The organism is Cupriavidus sp. OTU4054, from assembly GCF_038440175.1.
Lineage (GTDB): Bacteria > Pseudomonadota > Gammaproteobacteria > Burkholderiales > Burkholderiaceae > Cupriavidus > Cupriavidus pauculus_D.
The window spans coordinates 206,711-222,702 of record NZ_JASATF010000006.1; the positions used below are offsets into that span (position 1 = coordinate 206,711).

Sequence of the window (15,992 nt, forward strand, 5' to 3'; positions counted from 1 at the left end):
GAACGGCGTTATGGGTGGGTAGCCGCGCGGGCCCGGGGGCGTCGCCTAGGATGAAGACGGTCCGCGGTCTGACCGCCCTTGGGAGAACGAAGATGGAACTGAGCAGCAGTGACACCGGCGTGGTATTCATCGATCCGCAGAACGATGTGCTCAGCGAGCACGGCGTCAACTGGGGAGCCGTAGGCGCGAGCGTCCGGGAGAACGGGACGATCGGCAACATGGAGAAGATCTTCAAGGCGGCGAAGACCAAGGGCTACGAGGTCTTTATCTCTCCACACTACTTCTACCCGACCGACGTCACGTGGAAGATGAACGGGCCGCTCGAGGCGATGGAGGCCGAGAACCGCAGCTTCGCGCGCGCGGGGGTGCTGAATCTGAAGGGTTTCGAAGGTTCCGGTGCCGATTGGCTGGAGACGTTCAAGCCTTATATCGACGACGGCAAGACCGTCGTGGTCGGCCCCCACAAGGTGTTCGGTCCGCAGACCAACGACCTGGTCCTGCAGTTGAGAAAACGCAAGATTTCGAAGGTGATTCTCGGTGGCATGCTTGCCAACATGTGTGTCGAGTCTCACCTCCGTCATCTGATCGAGGAGGGATTCGAGGTCGCGGTCGTGAAGGATGCGGTCGCGGGTCCCCGTCATCCCGTCTGGGGAGACGGCTACGCCGCGGCCCTGGTCAACTATCGGTTCCTGGCCCACCAGGTCCCGACCACGGACGAAGTCGTGGCCGCGATGTAACGCCAGGCCGTCAGAGCGCGCTGATCTCCTTGGCCTTCACGATCGCGCTCCAGCGGTCGTAGTCCTTGTTCAGGCGCGCCTGCATCTGCTTGCCGTCCTGGAACGACGCGATGGCGCCCGCCGTCACGAGCTTCTGCTGAAGCTCCTTGTCGGTGGTCACGATGTCGCGCGTCTCGCTGGTCAGACGCTCCACGATGGACTGCGGCGTGTCCAGCGGCACGATGAGGCCGCCCCACGAGTCGAAGTCGAAGTTGGCGAAACCCTGTTCCGACACGGTCTTCACGCCCGGCAGCAGTACTTTCGCGTTCGGCGAGCTCAGGGCGATGGCCTTCAGCTTGCCCGCGCGGATATGCGGCAGCGCGGCCACCACGTCGGCGAACATCACGCCGATCTGGCCGCCGAGCAGGTCCGACACGGCCGGTGCGCTACCCTTGTACGGCACATGCTGCATGTCGAAGCCGCCGAGGTCCTTCAACTGCTCCATGGCCAGGTGGCCAAAGCTGCCGGTGCCCGAGCTCGTGTAGTTCAGCGGCGTCTTGCTGGCCTTCGCAAAGCGGATCAGGTCGGGCAGCGTTTCCACCTTGGGCACCACCGCCGGATTGATCACGATCGCCATCGGCAGCACATACACGGTGGCCACCGACAGGAAGTCCTTCTTCACGTCGTATGCGTTGTTCTTGTACATCAGCGGCGCGAGCAGCGCGGGCATGCCGAACATCGACAGGTTGTAGCCGTCGGCCGCGCTCTTGATAAAGCCCGCCGTACCGATCGAGCCCGACGCGCCGGGCTTGTTCTCGATGACGACCTGCTGGCCAAGACGCTCCGACAGCTTCTGCGCAAGGATGCGCGCGGCGGTATCGGTCGGACCGCCGGCGGGGAACGCCACCACCATCTTGATGTACTTGTCCGGCCAGCCGGCCTTGGCGAACGCGGCGGGCATCACTGCCGCCATCGCGGCAGCCGCGCCGGCCTTGAGCCAGTGGCGGCGCTGCGCGTTGGTCATCGTGTCGGTGGTGGTGGTCTTCATGGTCTTGTCTCCTTGCTTGTTGCTTGTCGATCGTCGCTGTTCTGGTCAAATGACGCCGTCGGCGCGCAGCGCCGCGATGGCATCGTCGTCGAGCTGCAGCAGCTCGCTGAATACGGACTGCGTGTGTTCGCCCATATGCGGCGGGGGCATGCGCACGGGCATGCGCGCGCCATCCATGGCGTACGGCGGGGCCAGCACGGCCTGCGGGCCCGCTTCGCTGTCTTCGAACCGGTGCAGCAGCCCCGCCTGCGCGGTGCGTTCCGATTGCAGCGCCTCGAGCATGCCGAGCACTTCGCCGCAGGGGATGTTGGCGGCATTCAGGCGCGCCAGCAGGTCCACGCGCGAGAAGCCGCGCAGTACCGCGCGGAGTTCGGGCAGCAGCACGTCGCGATTGGCGGAGCGCGCGGTATTCGTGGCAAAGCGCTCGTCCTCGGCCCATTCCGGACGGCCGATCACTTCGCGGCAGAAGCGCTGGAACTGCCCGTTGTTGCCGACGGTGATCACGAGCGGGCCGTCGGCCGCCTCGAACACGCCGTAGGGCACGATCGACGGATGCGCATTGCCGAACTTCGGCGGCTCGGCATCGCGCAGCATCGCTTCCATGCCGTAGTAGGACGGAATCATCAGGCCGCAGTCGTAGAGCGCCATCTGCACGTGGCGGCCACGGCCCGTGGCCTGCCGCGCGAACAGCGCGGCGAGAATCGCCTGCGCCGAATACATGCCCGTGAACATGTCCACCGCGGCCACGCCGAACTTCAGCGGGCCCTGCCCCGCTTCGCCATTGGTCGCCATCACGCCGGACTCGCCCTGCACGACGAGGTCGTAGCCGGGACGCTCGGCTTCCGGCGACGCGCGCGAGTAGCCCGAGATCGAGCAATACACGATGCGCGGGTTGATCTCGCTGAGCTGTTCGTAGCCAAGGCCGAGTTTCTCGGCACCGCCCACCTTGAAGTTCTGGATCACGACGTCGCTCTGGGCGACGAGCCGGCGCACGAGCGCCACGCCCTGTTCGTTCTGCAGGTCGATGGTGACGGACCGCTTGTTGCGGTTGGCGCTGTTGAAATACGAGGTATTGCGCGTGCCGATGCGGATGCCCCAGTCGCGGGTATCGTCACCGCGCGCGGGATGCTCGACCTTGATGACGTCCGCGCCGAGGTCGGCTAGCGCCATCGCGCACATCGGTCCCGCGAGCACGCGCGAGAGGTCCAGGACGCGTACCCCCGCGAGGGGCAGCACGGCCGTCGATTGTTCGTTGCCTGGTGATTGCATTGCAGATTGTCTCCCCGAACCCACGCGGATCCAGGTGGCGGTCCGGTTGTCTTGTTCAGCAGCGATTGTGTATATGTTCTTTATGTTTGACAATTGCTACGTAAATTCACCATATACGACAACTCAGAGTTGACAATGGACCAGACCGCGCTGTCTCTGCTCGTGGACATCATCGATGCCGGCAACCTGAGCCGGGCCGCGAGTCAGCTCGGCATGAGCCGGGCCAATGTCAGCAAGCGGCTCAACCAGTTCGAGCGGCAGCTGGGCGCCGAACTGCTTCGGCGCAGCACGCGGCAGCTGGAGCCGACCGAGCTCGGCTGGCAGCTGTACGAGCATGGACGCGCCATCCGCCATCAGCTGATGGCCGCGCAGGAATCGGTGCAGAGCCTGGGCAAACGGCTCAGCGGCACGGTGCGGCTGAGCGTGCCGAGCGGATTCGGGCAGCACACGATGGCCGCCTGGTTCATGGAGTTCATGGCCCTGTATCCGGCCATCACGCTCAACGTGATCTTCGACAACGATATCGAGGACCTGATCAAGGGGGCGGTGGACTTTTCGGTACGCGTGATGGGCGAGGCACCGACGCATGCGGTCGCGCATAGCCTGGGCGACGTGGAGTACGTGGCCTGCGCCACACCGGCGCTGGCGCGCGAGAGCGGCATGCCCCGCACGCTCGACGAGTTCGGCGATCTGCCGCTGATTACGTCGGAGCTCACGGGGCAGAAGCTGCTGGCGGCCGGACGGCCCGGGACCGCCGGCGGGCAGCCGCAGATCCACCCTCGCCTGACGTCGGCGAATTTCTTCTTTCTGCGCGATGCGATCCTGCAGGGGCTCGGGGTCGGCCTGCTGCCCCGCTATATGGTCGCGCGCGATATCGAGGCGGGTACGCTGCTGCGATTGCCGCTGCCGCCGAAGGATCTGGCATTTCTGCGGACGACCATGTATCTGCTGTATCTGCCGACGCGCTACCAGACGCGGGCGGTGACCACGCTGATTGCGTTTCTGCGGGAAAAGGCCGCTGCCTAGGTCGATACCACGACACCGCGCCCGCCGATTCGGCATACCATGCGGCTTACCCCGAACTTGTCACTGGAACGGATGAAAACACTGGGCCTCATCGGCGGAATGAGCTGGGAATCCACCATCCCCTATTACCGGCAGATCAACGAAACCGTCAAACAGCATCTGGGCGGCCTGCATTCGGCACGCATCGTGCTCTATAGCGTGGACTTCCACGAGATCGAACAATTGCAGCATGCCGGGCGATGGGACGAGGCGGGCGAGCTCGTGGCCGATGCCGGCCGCCGGCTCGAGCGGGCCGGCGCGGACGCGCTCGTGCTCTGCACGAACACCATGCACAAGGTGGCCGCGCAGATCGAAGCTGCGGTCGATGTGCCGCTGCTGCATATCGCCGATCCGACCGCGCGCGCCATCCGGGCTGCCGGGCTGTCCCGTATCGGCCTGCTGGGCACGCGCTTCACGATGGAGCAGGCCTTCTATCGATCGCGGCTGGAAGAAGCGCATGGCTTGCGGGTCGTGACGCCGCAGGCGGAAGATCGCGAAGCGGTCCATCGCATCATCTACGAGGAACTGTGCCTCGGCGAAATCCGCGACGCGTCGCGCGACACCTACCTGTCCGTGATCGAGCGCTTGAGGAACGACGGTGCGGAAGCCATCATCCTCGGCTGCACCGAGATCTCGCTGCTGGTCGAGCCGCGGCATGTGGAAGGCATGCCGTTGTTCGATACCACGCGGCTGCACGCGGTGCACGCCGCGGAGTGGGCGCTGGCGGCCTAGGTCGTTGCCACGCTTTACACCCGGACCGTTTGCTGGCAGCATCGGTCATCCGATTTCGAATATCTTGCCCAACACTCGCCATGCTGGTTAGCGCAATCCAGGCCCTCGTTCATTCGATGCGCATGCCCCCGGAAGGTTATCCCCCCGGGCGGTGAGGGCTTTTGCTTTCAGAAAAGGGACGCCACGGCGTCCCTTTTTTTATTGGAGCGGCAATGACATATCGATACATCACGACGCCCATCTACTACGTCAACGACCGGCCGCATCTCGGCCATGCCTATGCGAGCGTGCATGCGGACATCATGGCGCGCTATCTGCGCGCGGCGGGGCGGCAGGTGATGCTGGTCACGGGCGCCGACGAGCATGGCGAGAAGATTGCAAAGGCCGCCATGCGGGCCAATGAAGCGCCGGCCGCGTTCGCGGAGCGCCATGCGCGTACGTTCCAGGACGCGTGGCGGCGCCTGGCTGTGGAACCGGATGTGTTCGTCCGCACGACCGCGCCCGCGCATGCGCGCGTCGTCTCCGACTGTCTGGCCCGGCTGTACGAGGCGGGCGAGATCTATCTGGCGGAGTACGAAGGGCTCTACTCGGTGGGGCAGGAGCGCTTTGTCACGGACAAGGAACTCGTGGATGGCAAGCTGCCCGAAGACAGGGAACCCCCGGTGCTGCGGCGCGAGCCCAACTACTTTTTCCGCATGGAGTCGCATCGCGCATGGATGCGCGATCTGCTGCGGGACACGCCCGACCTCATCCAGCCGGCCCAGTACCGCAACGAGGTGTTGAACCTGCTGGAGGCACCCATCGGCGATCTCAGCATCTCCCGGCCGGTGTCGCGGCTCGACTGGGGCATCCCCATTCCGTGGGACAAGGGACATGTCACCTATGTCTGGTTCGACGCGCTGCTCAGCTATGTCTCACCGCTCGGCTACCCCGATGGACAGGCCTTTGCCGATTACTGGCCATCGGCGCGGCACGTGATCGGCAAGGACATTCTGCGCACGCATACGCTGTTCTGGCTGAGCATGACCCATGCGCTGGGCATCGCGCCCTATCGGCGCCTGCACGTATCGGGGCATCTGCTCGGCGCCGATGGCCGCAAGATGAGCAAGTCGCTGGGGAACGGCGTCGATCCACTCGAGGCCGCCGATACCTACGGCGTCGATGCGTTGCGCTATGCGCTGATTCGCGAGGTCAGCTTCGGCCTCGACGGCATCATCAGCAACGCCGTGATCGCGCAGCGGCTGACGCGCGATCTGGCGGACGACCTCGGCAACCTCGCGTCGCGCACGCTGGCGATGGTGACGAAGTACCGCGGGGGCACGATACCCGCGCCCCACCGGCACGACGCCGCGGAACAGGCGATTGCCGCGCGTGCTGTCGAACTGCCGGCCATCGTGCTGGCGCTCGTCGATGAGATGAAGGTCGGGCGCGCGGTGGAGCACGTCATGGAGTTCGTGACGCAACTCAACGGGTACGTGGCGCGCAGCGCGCCGTGGACGCTAGCCAGGGATGCGGGCGCCGCGGCGCGTCTCGATACGGTCCTGCATACGTTGCTGGAAGGGCTCTACGCCGTCTCCAACCTGCTCGCGCCCGTGATGCCGGGCAAGATGCGGGAATTGCAGTCGCTGCTCGGCGCCGCGGCGGCCCCGGGGTGGGATGTGCCGTGGGGTCGGGGCGTGACGCCCGGCGATGCCATTTCGGAGGGCATGCTGTTCCGGAAGCCCGCCCTCACGAATGGCACACCAGACCGTCCTGCAACTGCGTGACCTCGAACGCGATGTCGCCGGCGCGGCGTTCGCGCGCGTGGGTCAGCGCGCCGCCGCTGCGCCAGTCGCGTACCGCGCGGTCGAGCCATGCGGCGGACGCGCGGTCGTCGGCGCGCATCGTCACCTCGGGGTTGCCCTCGTCGGCGGGCACCTTGTCGCTCAGGCGGCGGTAGAAGCGCCATTCGGGCAGGCTCAGCAGCCGCGCGATGACGACCTCGTCGTCCGCCAGTGCCTGACATTCGCCGGCCATAAAGCCCGCGACCGCGCGGATGGCCGAGGGATAGAGGCGCGGCACGGCGTTCGTGCGCTGGGACAGCGTCGAGAGGTAGGGACTCCCCTGCGGCACGCAGACCTCGCGTTGCGCAAGGTCCCCGGCGCGCGCGTACGCGCTGCCGCGCAGCACGACCAGCGCGCCGGTGCCGCCTGTGTAGGGGGTCGCCACGGCGTTGGCGCGGACCGCACGCGCGCTGGCCAGATCGAGATCGGCAGTGCCTGCCTGCCATCCCGTGACGATGCGCAGGTTCACGTGCAGGCGGTCGGCCAGATAGCGGGCCGCTGCGACGTCGAACGCGTCGGGTTCGGGTGGGGATGGCTGCCCCGGAGGCGCGGGCCGCGCATACTCGCGCACGCTGACCACGAGTTCGCCTTTGGCAAGGACAGCCTCGAGGAGCGGACCCGCCGGTGCGCGGGCGCCATGCCACAGCAGTGCGGCCGCGGCCGCCAGCGCGATGGCGAACACCGTGCCGACCGCCAGGCGGCGCGAGCGCGCGCGGGCGTTGGCGAATGCATCGCCGTGCGAATCGGGCCCCGGGTGTCGCGATGGCGGCCAGCCAATCGATGCATCAGCCATTGAGCGTCAGCCCCCGGCGCCAGCGCGTCAGCCGCCGTTCGATCAGCGCGAGCACGTAGTTCAGCGCGAGCCCCAGCAACGCCAGCAGCAGAATGCCCGCATACATCGTCGGAATCTGGAACACCTCCTGCGAGTTCAGCGTCAGGAACCCGAGGCCCGAATGCGCGCCGATCATCTCGGCTGCGACGAGTGCGGTAATGCAATACGTGCCCGCGAGGCGAATGCCGGTGAAGATCGACGGCGACGCCGCCGGCAGCACGACCTTGGTGAACACGAACCACTGCGACGCGCCCATCGAGCGGGCGGAATCGATCAGCAGCCGGTCCACCTGCCGCACGCCGCTGATCGTGCTCAGCAGCACCGGCCAGAACGACGCCCAGAAAATGATCGCCACCTTCGACGTCTCGCCGATGCCGAGGAACAGGATAAACACCGGAAACAACGCAAACGCCGAAGTCTGCCGGAACAGCTGCAGAATCGGATCGACGATGGCTTCGAAGCGCTTGAACCACCCCATCAGCAGCCCGAGCGTCACGCCAAGCCCGATGGCCGTCAACAGCCCCCACAGCGAGCGCTGCAAGCTGGCCGCCAGATGCTTCCAGAGCTCGCCGCTGCCAATCAGCTGCCAGATGGTCACGATAATCTGCGACGGCGGACTCAGATAGGCCTCGCTGACGATGCCCAGCCGCGGCACGAGCTCCCATAGCGCGAGAAAGCCGACGATGCCGAGCAGGCCGAGCGCGCGATCGCCCAGCGCGGAGGCGCCCGCCTGCTTCAGCGTCACCGGTGCCGCGGCGCGCGCAACGGTCTTCCTGTCGCGGGAAACGCCAACCGCTTCCGCTGCCGCGGACGATTCGATCGTGCTGCTCATGACGACACCTTTGCAATGGCCGGCGCCGCATTGCCGCGCTCGGCCGGATTGGCCGTAGCCCCGAGCGGACGCGGCACACTGGCCGGACTGCCCAGTTGCACCTCGTCCTTGAGAATCTCCCACACCTGCTGCCGCAGCCGCACGAACGCCTCGGAGTTGCGCACCTCGGCGGCACGCGGCCGGGGCAACGGCACGTCGATGATCTCCTTGATCGTGCCGGGCCGCCGCGTCATCACCGCAATACGGTCCGACAGAAAGATGGCCTCGTCGAGGCTGTGCGTGATGAACACGATGGTCTTGCGCGTCTGCTCCCAGATACGCAGCAGTTCGCCCTGCAGGATCTCGCGCGTCTGCGCGTCGAGCGCGGCAAACGGTTCGTCCATCAGCAGTACCTCGGGCTTGTACGCAAGCGAGCGCGCAATGGCCACGCGCTGCTTCATGCCACCCGAAATCTCGTGCGGAAAGCGCTCGCCGAACCCGGTCAGGCCGACGAGATCGAGATACTCCCCCGCAATGCGGCGGCGTTCCGCACGCGCCACCCCGCGAATCTCGAGACCGACCTCGATATTCGCGAGCACGGTGCGCCACGGAAACAGCGCATATCCCTGGAACACCACGCCCTGCGCGGGATGGATACCGCGCAGCGGCTGGCCATCGACGCTGATCGTGCCGCCCGTGCGATCGGTGAGCCCCGCAAGGATGCTCAGGAACGTGGACTTGCCGCAGCCGGACGGCCCGAGGATCGAGATGAACTCGCCCTCGCGGATATCGAGGTCGAAATCGCGCAACACGGTGAGCGCTTCGGTGCGGCCCGCATCGTTGCGCACCGCATAGTCCATGCGCACGTCGCGCGCGACGATCTTGTGATGGCGCGGATCGGTCATGCCTTGGCGGGTGACTGTGCGTACGGATTGAACGCGTTGGTATAGATATCCCTGGCCGCGACCTTGCCCTTGGCCAGCTTGCCCTCCGCTTCCAGCACGTCGATGTAATACTGGATCGGCGGCTCCGTCACCACGAGATTGTCGACATATGCATAGCGATCGACGAACTCGAGTTGCAGGTTGATGCGCTTGGACACGAGCTGGCGCGCATCCTCGGGATGGGCATTGACCCAGTTCGCGGCTTTGGCCAGCGCGGTCACGACGTCTTTCACCGACTCCGGATGCTCGCGAATGAACTTGCCGTGCGCGCTGTACGGCTGCATGCCGCCCAGCCCGCCGTCGAGGTCGAAGTCGCTCCACAGGCGCACGAGCTTGTCCGCATGGTCGGCGCGGCCCGAGAACGGCGCGTGGATGATCGCAAGGTCGGTGTTGCCGGTGGCAAGCGTCTGCTCGGCCTGATCGTCGGGAATCACGACGAAGTTGATCTTGGTGACATCGACGCCCTTCTGGCGCAGGAAGGTCTTGGTCACGAATTCCGCGCAGGCGCCAAAGCTGTTGATGCCGATGGTCTTGCCTTCGAGATCCTTCGGCGCGCGAATGCCGGAGTCCTTGCGCACGAAGTACTTCATATGCGGCGCGTCCTGCAGCGTCTTGTTGCCGGCCGCCACCACCTTGATATCGGAACCGCTGGCCACGGCCGAGATCACGAGCGGCACCATGCGCGAGCCGAAGTCGATCTCGCCGGTGCCCGTCAGCGGAATGATCTGCGGCGCGGCGACCTTGCCGATGTACCTGGGCCGCGTATTCGTGCCCTCGAAGTAGCCGAGCTGGTCTGCCAGATAGACGAGGTCGAACGTCGGATTGTCCGGATAGCGGAACTCGACCTTCTCGCCGGCCTTGCCGATGACGGCGGGCGCTTCCGGGGTCTTCGCGGCGGCGGCCTTGCCACCGTCGCCGCCATCGCCGCGCGAGCACGCGGCCAGCAACGAACCGGCGGAGCCCGCGAGCGCGAGCGATGCGAGTTGCCTGAGGGCGACGCGGCGGGTGGGCTGCGTGGAGTGAGCTTCGGACATCGACGTGATTCCTGAATGATGGGCAGCATTCAGTATCACGTGCGGCCATATGCCGCACAACGAACGGTTTCGTCTATCGATATGTCGGCCGTCTGCGCCCGCTCAGCCGGGAACCCACCACTTGTGCAGGCGGCGTGCCGCGCTATCGAGCGCAAACCCGAGCCCACCGATCACGAGCACCGTGGCCAGCAGTTCCGAATAGGCGAGCCGGTCGCGCGTGTCGAGAATGAAGTACCCGAGCCCCGCATTCACGCCCAGCATCTCGGCGGGCACGAGCACGATCCATACGATGCCGATGGCCAGACGCAGCCCCGTCAGCACGTTGCCGAGCACGCCAGGCAGGATCACGCGCCACAGCGTTTCCGCGCGCGTGGCGGCGAGGCTGCGCGCGAGCATCAGCCATCGCGCATCGAGCTGCCGCACACCGGCCGCCGTGGCCAGCAAGATCGGCCAGACACCGGCAAACGCGACCAGAAACAGCACGGGGCGGTCGCCGACGCCCAGCACCATCACCACGAGCGGCATCCACGACAGCGGCGAGATCATGCGCAGGAACTGGAAGGCCGGCGACAGCGCGGCATCCGCATGACGCGCGGCGCCGATCAGCAGGCCGAGCGGCACGCCCGCCGCAAGCGCGAGCGCAAGGCCGATGAGCACGCGCCGCAGGCTCACCCAGATATGCACGAGGAAGTCGGGCTGATGGAGCAGCGCCCAGACGCTCTCGAACGTGGGCACCGGCGCAAAGCGCGCGGCCAGGCCGTCGGCGCCGCGCGTGGCCAGCCACCACGCGATGATCAGCGCGGCGAGGCCACCGAGGCCAAGCCGCGCATGCGCCGTGCGCGACCACAGGCTGGGCCGGAGCGTTGCCGCGGTCATGCGAGCATCCTCATGCGGCAATCTCCTCCTGCCGCGTGAACGACTCGGAGACGCCGAACGACTTGAGACCGCCCACCGATTCGATGCTGCGGCGGACGAAGCGGTCATCGACGAGCTCGCGCGCGGCACGCTGCGGGTCCAGCGACGCGAGGAACGCACTGTTGCCCTCGATCATCGTGCCCTTGAGCCGGCGCACGAGTTCCTCCGTGTAGCTCGGATACGGATAAGGCTGGAAGTCGATGCGCTTCTCGTTCCAGTTCGCGTGCTTGATGGCGCCGCTGGCGAGGTAGCGGCCATGATCCGACGGATCAGGCGCCAGCACCTTGCGCAACGCCTCCAGCGAATGCGGCGTGTAGCGGTTGGCGCCCTCTTTCGACAGCAGCGAAGCCGCTTCCGCGCGGTTGTCCTGCGTCCAGCGTTGCGCCTTGACAATGGCGTTCACGACCTTCTGCGACCACTCGGGCCGCTTGTCGAGGTCGTTCTGGTGCATGAACACCACGCAGCACGCGTGGTTGCGCCAGACGTCGCCCGTAAAGCGGAGGATCTTGCCGATCTTGAGCGTCTCCGCCGCGGCGTTGAACGGCTCGGCGACGATATACCCCTCGATCTGCCGCGACGCCAGCGCGGGCGGCATGTCCGAAGGCGCCATCACGGTCAGGTTGACCTCGTTGGCGGCGATGGCGCCCGTCTTGCGCGACACCGGCGTCAGGCCGTCCTGCTTGAGCATCGTCTGCAGGACGACATTGTGGATCGAGTACCAGAACGGAATCGCCACGGTCTTGCCGCCGAGATCGCGCAGCGAATTGACCTGCGGCGCCACCGTGAGGCCCGAGCCGCCCACATGATTCCAGGCCACGACCTTGGCCGGCACCTGACTGCCGAAGCGCGCCCATACCGTCATCGGCGACAGCAGGTGCACGACATTGACCTGCCCCGAGATAAACGCTTCCACGAGCTGGGCCCAGCTGCGCAGCAGCGTGGGCTTTTCCGCGCGCACGCCTTCCTGATCGAAGTAGCCGTTGTTGTGTGCCACCAGCAGCGGTGTGGCATCGGTGATCGGCAGATAGCCGATACGTACCGGCGCGTCGGGCTCTGCCGCGGCGCGCGCTTCGAGTGCGTTGAGCAAAGGCAGCGCGCCGCCGGCCGTGAACAGCGCCGACAGCTTCAGCCACTCACGCCGGGACATTGGTACCTGGCACATGATTTCCCTCGTTCGGATGGATGGAAGACGGTGATGTCACGGCGCGGGGGCCGCCGGTTTGCACGAGCTCGCGCAGCCTGCGCACGAGGTCCACGCGCAGCGCGCCCATGGCTTCGACCTGCGCCTCGCGCGGATGCGGCAGCGTGACGTGCCATGTGTGGGCGATACGGGCCGGTTCGCCCGCATGGGCGCCAAGCAGGATGATGCGGTCCGACAGCAGCAATGCCTCGTCGAGATCGTGCGTGATAAGCAGCGTGGCGGGGCGATGGATGCGGACGATATCGCGCAGCAGCGTCTGCATGTCCGCGCGCGTGATCTCGTCGAGCGCGCCGAACGGCTCGTCGAGCAGCAGCACGCGCGGCTGACGGGCCATGCAGCGCGCGAGCGCCACGCGTTGCGCCATGCCGCCCGAGATCTGCGCGGGAAACAGGTGCTTCGCATGCGACAGGCCTACCGCGTCGAGCATGCGCGCGACGCGCTCGTGACGCTCCTTGCGCGTGGTGGCGGGCTGGCGGCGGAAGTCGAGACCGAAGGCCGCATTGTGCTCGACCGACAGCCACGGCAGCAGGCACGCATCCTGGAACGCCACCGCGATATCGGGATGCGGCCCCGTCAGCGCGGCATCGCCCATGCGCACGTGGCCCGACGATCCCGCCTGCAGGCCCGCGAGAACCCGCAGCAGGCTCGATTTGCCCGCGCCGCTCGGACCGATGATCGAGACGATCTCGCCCGCGTGCAGCGCGAGGTCGATGCCGGCGAAGATATCGCGCCCCGCGTAGGACAGCGAGACCGCGTCGGTCCGCAAGAGCGGTGCAATGGGTTGTGCCATGGGCGGTGCGATGGGCGCCGCGTCCGTCCCGCTCATGCGGCTTTCCGCTGGCTGGCCTCCGCGAGCGCCGTGCGCAGTTGCACGAGGCTCGGCGTGACGATCGGCAGGAACGACGCTTCGCGCCAGCGGCGTGCCAGCCCGCCATCGCGGCCGTTCATGTAGCCAGCGCCACCGCGAGCCTGCACTTCCAGCTGCGCGGCCGCGGTGGCCGAATCGACGAGGCCGATGCGCAGCGAGAACAATGCGCGCGGCGCGGTGACGAACGTGCCGGCTTCGATGCCCTCGCCCAGCAGGCGCGTCTGCTCGTCGAGCGTCACGGCCAGCGCATCGAGCTCGTCGCCGAGCACCGAGCGTCCGGCTTCGGCGCGTTCACGCGCACCGGCGATGCAGCGTTGCGCGAGGCCGATCGACATCCCGCATTGCATGCCGAGAAAGGCAGGACGCACGCGCGGCAGATAGTCGTGCGCGTCATCGTGCAGCAGGTAGTCACGCGCGAGCGCGGCGTCGGTAAAGCGCAGCGATGCGGTGCTGCTGCCGCGCAGGCCGACGAGGTCGAGGTCCTCGCTGCGGCTCACACCGGGCGCATCGTGCGGAATCGCGTAGACGCCCGGGCGTCCGGTGCCCGCATCGTCCGCGGCCACCGCCACGGCGAAGTTGCCCGGTATCAGGTTCGTGGCCCACGGCACCACGCCATTGGCCGTCCAGCCCGCCGGCGCGGGAACCAGTTGCGTCTGCAAGGCCTCGATACCGCCGAGGTACTTCATGGCGTTGGACAGCCCCGTCGCGCCCGCGAACGTGCCATCGAGCAACGTGGGCAGCCAGCGCGCGGCCAATGCCCGGTTGGGCGATTGCAGCAGGTATTCGATAAAGACGCGCTGGGCCCAGAACACGAAACCCGCGGTCTGCGAATGCGCGGCCGTGGCGGCGATGGCGAGCACGGCGTCGGTGGTCGTGCCACCGCTGCCCCCGTGTGCGGACGGCACGCCGACGCGGAACAGGCCGGCACGCGCGAGCGTGCCCAGCAGGTCGGACGGCGCATTGCGGCCGCAGTCCAATGCTTCCGCGTGGGTATCGAGCCAGCTTGCGAGTTCCGGAGAAAGCGTCATGGCGGAGTTCTGTCAGGCGTTGGGCGGCGTCCAGCGATACGGCTCGAGCTGGCTGTTCAGCGGCGACTGCGCGAGGTTGTTGCCGAAATTGCAGAGCGTGGCCAGGCTCACGCCGAGCACGACTTCCAGCGCCTGCTGGTCGTTGTAACCGGCTCGATAGAAGGCTTGCAGATCGGCATCGGGCACCGCGCCACGGTCGCGAATGACCGCGCGGGTGAAGTCTGCCACAGCGTTCAAACGTACGTCGTCCACCGGTGCCTGCGCACGCAGCGCGTCCACTTCCGCCTGCGGCAGGTTCGCCTTCTTCAGCGCGACGGCGGTGTGCCCGGCCACGCAGAAACCGCAACCATGCGTCGCGGCGGCGGTGATCTGCACCACTTCGCGTTCGGCCAGCGTGAGGGAACTGCGCGCATTGATACCCGAGACCGTCAGGTACGTTTCCAGCGCCACGGGCGCGTTGGACAGCGCGGCGATCAGGTTCGGCAGATAGCCGTTGTTGGCGATGGCGCGTTCGATGAACGGCCGGCTTGCTTCGGGGGCCGATTCCAAAGTCTGCAGGGGGAGGCGACTCATGGCATATCCATCAGCGATTGAACATGACCCGAGTGTGGTCGATGATCGCGCGTCCTGCCATGTGCAAACGTATGGAAATCGTGCTGTTTCGTCTGGCCTTATGTATGGGCGATGTATGGAGACAATGCGCTCAGGCGGCCTGCGCGACGGACGCGCCATCGGGGGCGTCGACGTTCGTACGCCGGCGCCACGCACCGGGCCATGCGCCCGTGGTCTTGCGGAACGCCTTCGCGAACGCGGCCTCCGAACCGTAGCCCACGCGCTCCGCCACCTGCGCCACACTGCGGCGATCGTCGAGCAATCGCGCGGCGATCTTCATGCGCAGCAGCAACAGGAACGCGGCCGGCGTCTCGCCGCACACCGCGGCAAACCGCTTGCAGAACGTCGCGCGCGACATGTGGACGCGCTCGGCCATCGTCTCCACGGACCAGCGCGCTTCGGGATGCCGGATGAGCTCGAGCACAAGCGACGAGAACTCCGCGCTGCGCAGCATCGGCCAGAGCCCGCGCGCCACATCCTCGCGCGCGGCAAGCTCGCGTACCACGTAGAAGAAGAGCAGCTCCACGAGCCGCGCGATCAGCGGCGACGGCTCGGCGCCGGCCTGCCCCCTGCCCGATTCCGCCTCGGCAACGATGAGGTCGAACAGCGCGCGCGTGCCCCGCACCGACGGATCGTCGGCACGCAGCACGAGGTAATCGGGGAATGGCGCCAGCAGCGCCTCGGCAAGGCCCGGACGGAAGTCGAAGAACCCGCAGGCCAGGCCGGTGGACCCGGCCTGCGCGCGGTCGAGCGGCTGCATCGCCGCCTCGGGCCGGCACGCCTCGGCCTGCTCCGACGGGCCCAGATGATGCGGCACATCGCGCAGGAAGAACACCGCATCGCCGGGCGCCAGCCGCAATGGCGGCTCGCGGTCGGGCACATGCAGCCAGCATTCGCCATGCAGCACGAGGTGATACCCCGCGCGTGCTCGCCCCGCCACGGACGCGCGCCAGCTGCCGCAATACTGACCCATGTGGAACAGCGTGGTCTCGAGTTCGAGACTGTTCAGGACCCAATGGATGATACGGTCGGCGCGATCGGACTGAGGCATAGTCCCGTCAGACTAGCCGACCTCCGTACCGCCGCGAACGATC

The 15,992-nt window shown here is 66.9% G+C and carries 16 protein-coding genes; 4 read left to right on the forward strand and 12 right to left on the reverse strand.

Going from position 1 to position 15,992, the window contains the following annotated elements:
• The first annotated feature begins 92 nt into the window (after positions 1-92).
• Positions 93-737 carry an isochorismatase family protein gene (locus AAHB16_RS10270; protein ID WP_342050785.1) on the forward strand — a complete coding sequence of 215 codons (645 nt, stop codon included), beginning with the start codon at positions 93-95 and terminating at the stop codon, positions 735-737.
• Between the two features lie 10 nt (positions 738-747).
• Here AAHB16_RS10270 and AAHB16_RS10275 read toward each other — a convergent pair whose 3' ends face one another.
• Positions 748-1,764 (reverse strand): tripartite tricarboxylate transporter substrate binding protein, encoded by a 1,017-nt coding sequence (locus AAHB16_RS10275; protein WP_191002387.1) that lies wholly within the window; start codon positions 1,762-1,764, stop codon positions 748-750.
• 45 nt (positions 1,765-1,809) lie between these two features.
• A complete protein-coding gene (locus tag AAHB16_RS10280) occupies positions 1,810-3,033 on the reverse strand; it encodes a CaiB/BaiF CoA transferase family protein (RefSeq protein ID WP_342050786.1) in 1,224 nt (407 codons plus the stop codon).
• Positions 3,034-3,168: 135 nt separating this feature from the next.
• On the opposite strand from AAHB16_RS10280, the gene AAHB16_RS10285 reads away from it, so the two are divergent.
• The 3 genes from AAHB16_RS10285 (at position 3,169) to metG (ending at position 6,596) form a co-directional block, all read left to right on the forward strand.
• Positions 3,169-4,059 (forward strand): LysR family transcriptional regulator, encoded by an 891-nt coding sequence (locus tag AAHB16_RS10285; protein WP_150375009.1) that lies wholly within the window; start codon positions 3,169-3,171, stop codon positions 4,057-4,059.
• A gap of 72 nt (positions 4,060-4,131) precedes the next feature.
• The gene (locus AAHB16_RS10290) at positions 4,132-4,830 is read left to right on the forward strand and encodes an aspartate/glutamate racemase family protein (RefSeq protein ID WP_342050787.1); all 699 of its coding nucleotides are present in this window, start codon (positions 4,132-4,134) and stop codon (positions 4,828-4,830) included.
• Between the two features lie 212 nt (positions 4,831-5,042).
• Positions 5,043-6,596, forward strand: a complete 1,554-nt coding sequence (gene metG / locus AAHB16_RS10295; RefSeq protein WP_342050788.1) for a methionine--tRNA ligase — start codon at positions 5,043-5,045, stop codon at positions 6,594-6,596.
• Here metG and AAHB16_RS10300 read toward each other — a convergent pair.
• The 10 genes from AAHB16_RS10300 to AAHB16_RS10345 all read right to left on the reverse strand — a co-directional run bounded on the left by AAHB16_RS10300 (position 6,559) and on the right by AAHB16_RS10345 (position 15,949).
• Positions 6,559-7,446, reverse strand: coding sequence for a substrate-binding periplasmic protein (locus tag AAHB16_RS10300; RefSeq protein ID WP_342050789.1), 888 nt, complete (start codon positions 7,444-7,446; stop codon positions 6,559-6,561). The genes metG and AAHB16_RS10300 overlap by 38 nt on opposite strands.
• On the reverse strand, positions 7,439-8,317 hold the full coding sequence (locus AAHB16_RS10305; protein ID WP_342050790.1) for an ABC transporter permease: 879 nt from the start codon (positions 8,315-8,317) through the stop codon (positions 7,439-7,441). Before AAHB16_RS10305 ends, AAHB16_RS10300 begins: the two co-directional genes overlap by 8 nt.
• A complete protein-coding gene (locus AAHB16_RS10310) occupies positions 8,314-9,201 on the reverse strand; it encodes an ABC transporter ATP-binding protein (RefSeq protein ID WP_150375014.1) in 888 nt (295 codons plus the stop codon). The genes AAHB16_RS10305 and AAHB16_RS10310 overlap by 4 nt, the downstream gene beginning before the upstream one ends.
• Positions 9,198-10,274: an ABC transporter substrate-binding protein gene (locus AAHB16_RS10315; protein ID WP_342050791.1), complete on the reverse strand. Its 1,077-nt coding sequence runs from the start codon at positions 10,272-10,274 to the stop codon at positions 9,198-9,200. The genes AAHB16_RS10310 and AAHB16_RS10315 overlap by 4 nt, the downstream gene beginning before the upstream one ends.
• Positions 10,275-10,376: 102 nt before the next feature.
• Positions 10,377-11,150 carry an ABC transporter permease gene (locus AAHB16_RS10320; RefSeq protein ID WP_342050792.1) on the reverse strand — a complete coding sequence of 258 codons (774 nt, stop codon included), beginning with the start codon at positions 11,148-11,150 and terminating at the stop codon, positions 10,377-10,379.
• Between the two features lie 10 nt (positions 11,151-11,160).
• Positions 11,161-12,351 (reverse strand): ABC transporter substrate-binding protein, encoded by a 1,191-nt coding sequence (locus AAHB16_RS10325; protein WP_150375017.1) that lies wholly within the window; start codon positions 12,349-12,351, stop codon positions 11,161-11,163.
• On the reverse strand, positions 12,323-13,216 hold the full coding sequence (locus AAHB16_RS10330) for an ABC transporter ATP-binding protein (RefSeq protein WP_223851761.1): 894 nt from the start codon (positions 13,214-13,216) through the stop codon (positions 12,323-12,325). Before AAHB16_RS10330 ends, AAHB16_RS10325 begins: the two co-directional genes overlap by 29 nt.
• Positions 13,213-14,286, reverse strand: a complete 1,074-nt coding sequence (locus AAHB16_RS10335) for an acyl-CoA dehydrogenase family protein (protein ID WP_342050793.1) — start codon at positions 14,284-14,286, stop codon at positions 13,213-13,215. The genes AAHB16_RS10330 and AAHB16_RS10335 overlap by 4 nt, the downstream gene beginning before the upstream one ends.
• 12 nt (positions 14,287-14,298) lie before the next feature.
• Entirely contained in the window at positions 14,299-14,859 is a 561-nt protein-coding gene (locus AAHB16_RS10340; protein WP_342050794.1) for a carboxymuconolactone decarboxylase family protein, read from the reverse strand.
• A gap of 130 nt (positions 14,860-14,989) precedes the next feature.
• Positions 14,990-15,949: an AraC family transcriptional regulator gene (locus AAHB16_RS10345; protein ID WP_342050795.1), complete on the reverse strand. Its 960-nt coding sequence runs from the start codon at positions 15,947-15,949 to the stop codon at positions 14,990-14,992.
• Positions 15,950-15,992: the final 43 nt, after the last annotated feature.

Coding starts and splice junctions, on each gene's coding strand:
- AAHB16_RS10270 (WP_342050785.1), top strand. CDS start 93: ATGGAACTGAGCAGCAGTGACACCGGCGTGGTATTCATCGATCCGCAG.
- AAHB16_RS10275 (WP_191002387.1), bottom strand. CDS start 1,764: ATGAAGACCACCACCACCGACACGATGACCAACGCGCAGCGCCGCCAC.
- AAHB16_RS10280 (WP_342050786.1), bottom strand. CDS start 3,033: ATGCAATCACCAGGCAACGAACAATCGACGGCCGTGCTGCCCCTCGCG.
- AAHB16_RS10285 (WP_150375009.1), top strand. CDS start 3,169: ATGGACCAGACCGCGCTGTCTCTGCTCGTGGACATCATCGATGCCGGC.
- AAHB16_RS10290 (WP_342050787.1), top strand. CDS start 4,132: ATGAAAACACTGGGCCTCATCGGCGGAATGAGCTGGGAATCCACCATC.
- metG (WP_342050788.1), top strand. CDS start 5,043: ATGACATATCGATACATCACGACGCCCATCTACTACGTCAACGACCGG.
- AAHB16_RS10300 (WP_342050789.1), bottom strand. CDS start 7,446: ATGGCTGATGCATCGATTGGCTGGCCGCCATCGCGACACCCGGGGCCC.
- AAHB16_RS10305 (WP_342050790.1), bottom strand. CDS start 8,317: ATGAGCAGCACGATCGAATCGTCCGCGGCAGCGGAAGCGGTTGGCGTT.
- AAHB16_RS10310 (WP_150375014.1), bottom strand. CDS start 9,201: ATGACCGATCCGCGCCATCACAAGATCGTCGCGCGCGACGTGCGCATG.
- AAHB16_RS10315 (WP_342050791.1), bottom strand. CDS start 10,274: ATGTCCGAAGCTCACTCCACGCAGCCCACCCGCCGCGTCGCCCTCAGG.
- AAHB16_RS10320 (WP_342050792.1), bottom strand. CDS start 11,150: ATGACCGCGGCAACGCTCCGGCCCAGCCTGTGGTCGCGCACGGCGCAT.
- AAHB16_RS10325 (WP_150375017.1), bottom strand. CDS start 12,351: ATGTGCCAGGTACCAATGTCCCGGCGTGAGTGGCTGAAGCTGTCGGCG.
- AAHB16_RS10330 (WP_223851761.1), bottom strand. CDS start 13,216: ATGAGCGGGACGGACGCGGCGCCCATCGCACCGCCCATGGCACAACCC.
- AAHB16_RS10335 (WP_342050793.1), bottom strand. CDS start 14,286: ATGACGCTTTCTCCGGAACTCGCAAGCTGGCTCGATACCCACGCGGAA.
- AAHB16_RS10340 (WP_342050794.1), bottom strand. CDS start 14,859: ATGAGTCGCCTCCCCCTGCAGACTTTGGAATCGGCCCCCGAAGCAAGC.
- AAHB16_RS10345 (WP_342050795.1), bottom strand. CDS start 15,949: ATGCCTCAGTCCGATCGCGCCGACCGTATCATCCATTGGGTCCTGAAC.